This is a genomic window from Acetatifactor sp., assembly GCF_982438285.1.
In genome coordinates, this window is sequence record NZ_CEWDFQ010000221.1 from 1 (window position 1) to 5167 (window position 5167).

Below are 5167 nucleotides of genomic sequence, written 5' to 3' on the forward strand. Positions count from 1 at the left end.
ATGATGAAATATCTGATTTTGCAGATGATCCATATTTAATCAATGTTGCTGTATCGAGGGCGAAGAAGAAATTGATGTTGGTTGTAACTGGAAATGAACAGGCGAAAGAACGCAATATCACAGATTTGATTGATTACATTCAATATAACAATTTTGAGGTGACAGAGAGCAAAATATATTCCATTTTTGATTACCTTTACAAGCAGTATACAGAGGAAAGGATAGCATATTTGCAGAAGCATAAGAAGATATCAGAATATGATTCGGAGAATCTGATGTATTCATTGATAGAGGAAATTATCTCCGATAATAAATATTCAAGCTTAGATGTTGTTTGTCATTTCCCTTTGAATATGCTGATTAAAAATCCAGAATTATTAAATGAACAGGAATGCCAGTATGCAATGAATCCGGCAACACATTTGGATTTTCTGATTTATAACAGAATTGGTAAAAAGCCTGTGTTGGCGATTGAAGTTGATGGATATGAATATCATAAAAAAGATACTGTGCAGGCTTCAAGAGATTTGCTGAAAAACCACATAATGGAGCTGCATCAAATTCCGTTACTGAGATTTAAAACAAATGGCAGTGGTGAAAGAGAAAAGATTGCTGAAATGCTGGAAAAGCTGGTTGGATAACCAAAGGAAAGAAAATCAAGTAGATCATGGATTAAATCATTTTCACCCCTTGACATTATAGGTAAAATGGAGTACTATACTGTTCGCATCCAAACAATATAATTGACAGTTGTACTAAAAAAAGGGGGTGTCTGAGGTGGAAAAGGATTGTGGTGCGTGGATTAATCTGCTGTCTCATAAGGTTAAAACGCGGCTGAATGCCACATTGCACAATCTTGGCATCACCGGCGTACAGAGCCGGGTAATCTACTATATTCTGTCCCATTATCAGGATGGTCCCATTTTCCAGCGTGATATTGAGAACGTGTTCGGACTGAGCCGTTCTACTGCAACGGGTATCCTGCAGCTGCTGGAAAAAAACGGAATTATCCGGAGGGAGAGCGTAGAAAGCGATGCCAGACTGAAAAGCCTGGTGCCTACACAGCGTGCCGCTATGCTGGACGCCCAGGTGTATGCCTGCCTGCAGGAGACCGATCAGATGCTGACGCGCGGACTCTCCGAGGGTCAGGTGCAGCTGTTCAAGGAGATGGCAGCCCAGATGCTGCGCAATCTGGATGACTGGGATAGCAGGGCGGCTGATGATTCTTCCGGCGAGATCATGCACCCATGGGATCCCAAAAGTTCGCAGCAGAACAAATAACAGGGTGGCCGCTGGCATGGGCAGTGAAGCCTGCCCGGCGTACATTCAGGTGCGGCAGTTTCAAAAAGAGGGCTTTGGGGGGCGTCTTGAGAGGTGTGTTGCGCCAAAAAAACGAAAAGAAACGAAATGTAAAAAAGGAGGAAGTCAAAATGATAAAAGTCTTGGCCCGCAGCATTCGCGAGTATAAAAAGGCTTCAATCCTGACGCCTTTGCTGGTGACGGTGGAGGTTATTCTGGAATGCGCGATCCCGTTTGTGATCGCAAATCTGGTAAACCAGATGCAGGCCGGCTGCTCTATGGATGTAATTGCCAGATATGGTGCGGTTTTGATTGCCATGTCTGTTGTCTCGCTGATTTTCGGCGGCGCGGCAGGCGCTACCTGTGCAACGGCATCTGCCGGTTTCGCGCGTAACCTGCGAAAGGATATGTTTTACAAAATACAGGATTATTCCTTTGAAAACATTGACAAATTTTCGGTATCCAGTCTGGTTACCCGTCTGACCACTGATATTACCAACGTACAGATGGCTTACATGATGATTATCCGCGTTGCCATCCGCTGCCCTTTGATGCTGATCTTCTCATTTGCGATGGGCTTTATTATGGGCGGACGTCTGGCTGCGATCTTTTTGTTTACCATTCCGCTTCTGGGAATCGGCTTGTTTTTGGTCATTCGCTGGGCTACCCCGTTGTTTCGCCGGGTATTCCGCAAGTATGACGCTTTGAATGATTCGGTACAGGAAAACGTACAGGCCATGCGCGTGGTAAAATCCTATGTGCGTGAGAATTATGAAAAGAAAAAGTTTGGTGCTGCAGCGGAAGACGTACAGAAAGACTTTACCCGTGCGGAGCGGATCATGGCTATCAATAATCCCATGATGCAGTTCTGCGTTTATGCCGGAATGGTGTTTGTGCTTTCCTATGGCTCCTATACTGTTATCACCAGCCATGGACTCAGCTTAAACGTGGGACAGATGTCCTCCATGCTGACCTACAGCTTTCAGATTTTGATGAGCCTGATGATGCTCTCCATGGTATTCGTGATGATCACCATGTCCATTGAGTCCGCAGAGCGTATTGTGGAGGTGCTCAGTGAGGAGAGTACGCTGCAGAGCCCTGAGAATGCTTTGACGGAGGTAAAGGACGGCTCCGTTGATTTTGAAAACGTAAGCTTTAAGTATTCCAAAAAGGCTGACCGCATGGCGCTGTCCGATATCAATCTGCACATTAAATCCGGTGAGATTATCGGTATTCTGGGCGGCACAGGTTCCTCCAAGTCATCGTTAATTCAGCTGATTCCCCGTCTGTATGATGTGACGGAGGGAAGCGTTAAGGTGGGCGGCGTGGATGTGCGTCAGTACGACCTGGAAACTCTTCGGAATCAGGTTGCAGTGGTGCTGCAAAAGAACGTTCTGTTTTCCGGCACCATCAAGGAGAATCTGCGCTGGGGCAATCCAAACGCTACCGACGCGGAGCTGGAGGAGGCCTGCCGTCTGGCTCAAGCCGATGAATTTATCCAGCAGTTTCCAGACAAGTATGACACCTGGATTGAGCAGGGAGGAACCAATGTCTCCGGAGGCCAGAAGCAGCGCCTGTGTATTGCCCGGGCATTGCTCAAAAAGCCTAAGATATTGATTTTGGACGATTCCACCAGCGCTGTGGACACCCGTACAGACGCCCTGATTCGGAAAGGCTTCCGTGAGTTTATTCCTGAGACCACAAAGATCATTATTGCGCAGCGGGTTGCCAGTGTGCAGGATGCGGACCGCATTATCCTGATGGAGGGCGGGCGCATCAGTGCCGTCGGCAATCATGATCAGCTGATGGAATCCAGCGAGGTTTACCGTGATATTTATACATCTCAAAATCGAGTAGGAGGTGACAAGGATGCCGAATAACACCAACACCACTGCGCGGGGCAGACGTGCTCCCAAAGGCGTATTGGGCCGCCTGATTAAGACCGTATTTCAGTTTTATCCGGTACTTTTGCCGGTTACGCTGGTCTGTATTCTCATCAATGCCATTGTCAGTTCCATGCCGTCGATTTTCATGCAGAATGTGATTGCCGTGGTTGAGGATACCTTTCAAGCCGGTGACTGGGCTTCGGCCTCAGGCCGTATTTTCAGCCTGCTGACGATTCTGATTACTATGTATGTCATCAGTCTGATTGCCGGTATATTTTACACCCAGCTGATGGCTGTGATTACTCAGGGAACGCTGGCTAAGCTGCGAAAGAAAATGTTTGACCATATGCAGGATTTGCCCATCCGTTATTTTGACACCCATAACCACGGGGATATCATGAGCTTTTATACCAATGATATTGATACGCTGCGTCAGATGATCAGCCAGAGCCTGCCTCAGCTGCTGATTTCAGGCGTTACGCTGATCAGCGTCTTTTGCATTATGCTGTATTACAGCGTCTGGCTGGCTATGGTTGTGGTCTGCGGCGTTGTGATCATGACCTTTGTGGCTCGTTATGTCAGCGGACATTCCTCCCGTTATTTCCTCAGACAGCAGATCACCATTGCCCGCACGGAAGGCTTTATGGAGGAGATGATGAATGGCCAGAAGGTTATCAAGGTATTCTGCCATGAGGACGGTGCCAAGGCCGATTTTGATAAGGTAAATGATGAGCTGTTCGAAAATTCTGAAAGGGCAAACCGCTATGCCAACATTTTGATGCCCCTGTTGGGCAATATCGGCAATGTAATGTATGTTATTGTTGCATTGGTTGGAGGCAGCCTGTTATTGGCCGGAGCGCCTAACTTCAGCATTTCAGGCATGGCTTTGAGCATCAGCATTGTGGTGCCTTTTCTGAATATGACCAAGCAGTTTGCAGGAGCGATCGGGCAGGTGTCCAATCAGGTCAATATGGTGGTTATGGGCCTTGCCGGTGCCCATCGTATCTTTACGCTGCTGGATGAAGAGTCGGAGACAGACGAGGGCTATGTGACGCTGGTCAACGCAAGAGAGCGTGCTGACGGCACCCTGGAGGAATACCATGAGCGCACCAATGTGTGGGCCTGGAAGCATCCTCATCACGATGGCACCGTTACCTATACCCGTCTCCAGGGAGATGTGCGTTTCTTCGATGTGGATTTTGGCTATGTACCTGAAAAGACAGTTCTTCACAACGTTTCCCTGTATGCAAAGCCGGGACAGAAGGTTGCCTTTGTGGGTTCTACCGGCGCCGGAAAAACCACTATCACAAACCTGATCAACCGTTTTTATGACATTGCCGACGGTAAAATCCGTTATGACGGCATCAATATCAATAAGATAAAGAAGGCGGATCTGCGCCACAGCCTTGGCATTGTGCTGCAGGATACCAACCTTTTTACCGGAACGGTTATGGAAAATATTCGGTATGGAAATCTGGAAGCCCGTGATGAGGAATGTATTGCCGCTGCCAGACTGGCTGGTGCAGATGACTTTATCCGCCGGCTGCCGGACGGCTATAACACCATGCTGATTGGAAACGGGGCGAATTTAAGCCAGGGACAGCGCCAGCTGCTGGCCATCGCCCGGGCTGCTGTGGCTGACCCGCCCGTTATGATCATGGACGAGGCTACCAGCTCCATTGACACCCACACCGAGGCTATTGTTCAGCGAGGCATGGATGCGCTGATGGCGGGGCGCACTACCTTTGTGATCGCCCACCGTCTATCCACGGTACAGAACGCCGATGCGATCATGGTGCTTGACCATGGACGGATCATTGAGCGTGGCACCCATGAGGATCTGATCAAGCTTAAGGGTACCTATTATCAGCTGTACACCGGCGCGCTGGAGCTGGATTAATCCTCAATAGATTTCAATAGAATGAAAAAACGGTCTGTCTTCTGAAAATAGGAGGCAGGCCGTTTTTAAATAGAGAAATTGC

Annotated in this window: 4 protein-coding genes; all 4 read left to right on the forward strand. The window is 48.2% G+C overall.

Annotation, left to right across the window (positions count from 1 at the left end):
• The coding region (locus AC1WIP_RS10925; RefSeq protein ID WP_481141858.1) for a DUF2726 domain-containing protein at positions 1-641 on the forward strand (641 nt) is incomplete at its 5' end.
• 136 nt (positions 642-777) lie between these two features.
• Entirely contained in the window at positions 778-1281 is a 504-nt protein-coding gene (locus AC1WIP_RS10930) for a MarR family winged helix-turn-helix transcriptional regulator (protein ID WP_481141859.1), read from the forward strand.
• Positions 1282-1430: 149 nt separating this feature from the next.
• Positions 1431-3179 carry an ABC transporter ATP-binding protein gene (locus AC1WIP_RS10935; RefSeq protein WP_481141860.1) on the forward strand — a complete coding sequence of 583 codons (1749 nt, stop codon included), beginning with the start codon at positions 1431-1433 and terminating at the stop codon, positions 3177-3179.
• On the forward strand, positions 3169-5085 hold the full coding sequence (locus AC1WIP_RS10940) for an ABC transporter ATP-binding protein (protein WP_481141861.1): 1917 nt from the start codon (positions 3169-3171) through the stop codon (positions 5083-5085). Before AC1WIP_RS10935 ends, AC1WIP_RS10940 begins: the two co-directional genes overlap by 11 nt.
• The last annotated feature ends 82 nt before the right edge of the window (positions 5086-5167 follow it).

Coding starts and splice junctions, on each gene's coding strand:
- AC1WIP_RS10940 (WP_481141861.1), top strand. CDS start 3,169: ATGCCGAATAACACCAACACCACTGCGCGGGGCAGACGTGCTCCCAAA.
- AC1WIP_RS10935 (WP_481141860.1), top strand. CDS start 1,431: ATGATAAAAGTCTTGGCCCGCAGCATTCGCGAGTATAAAAAGGCTTCA.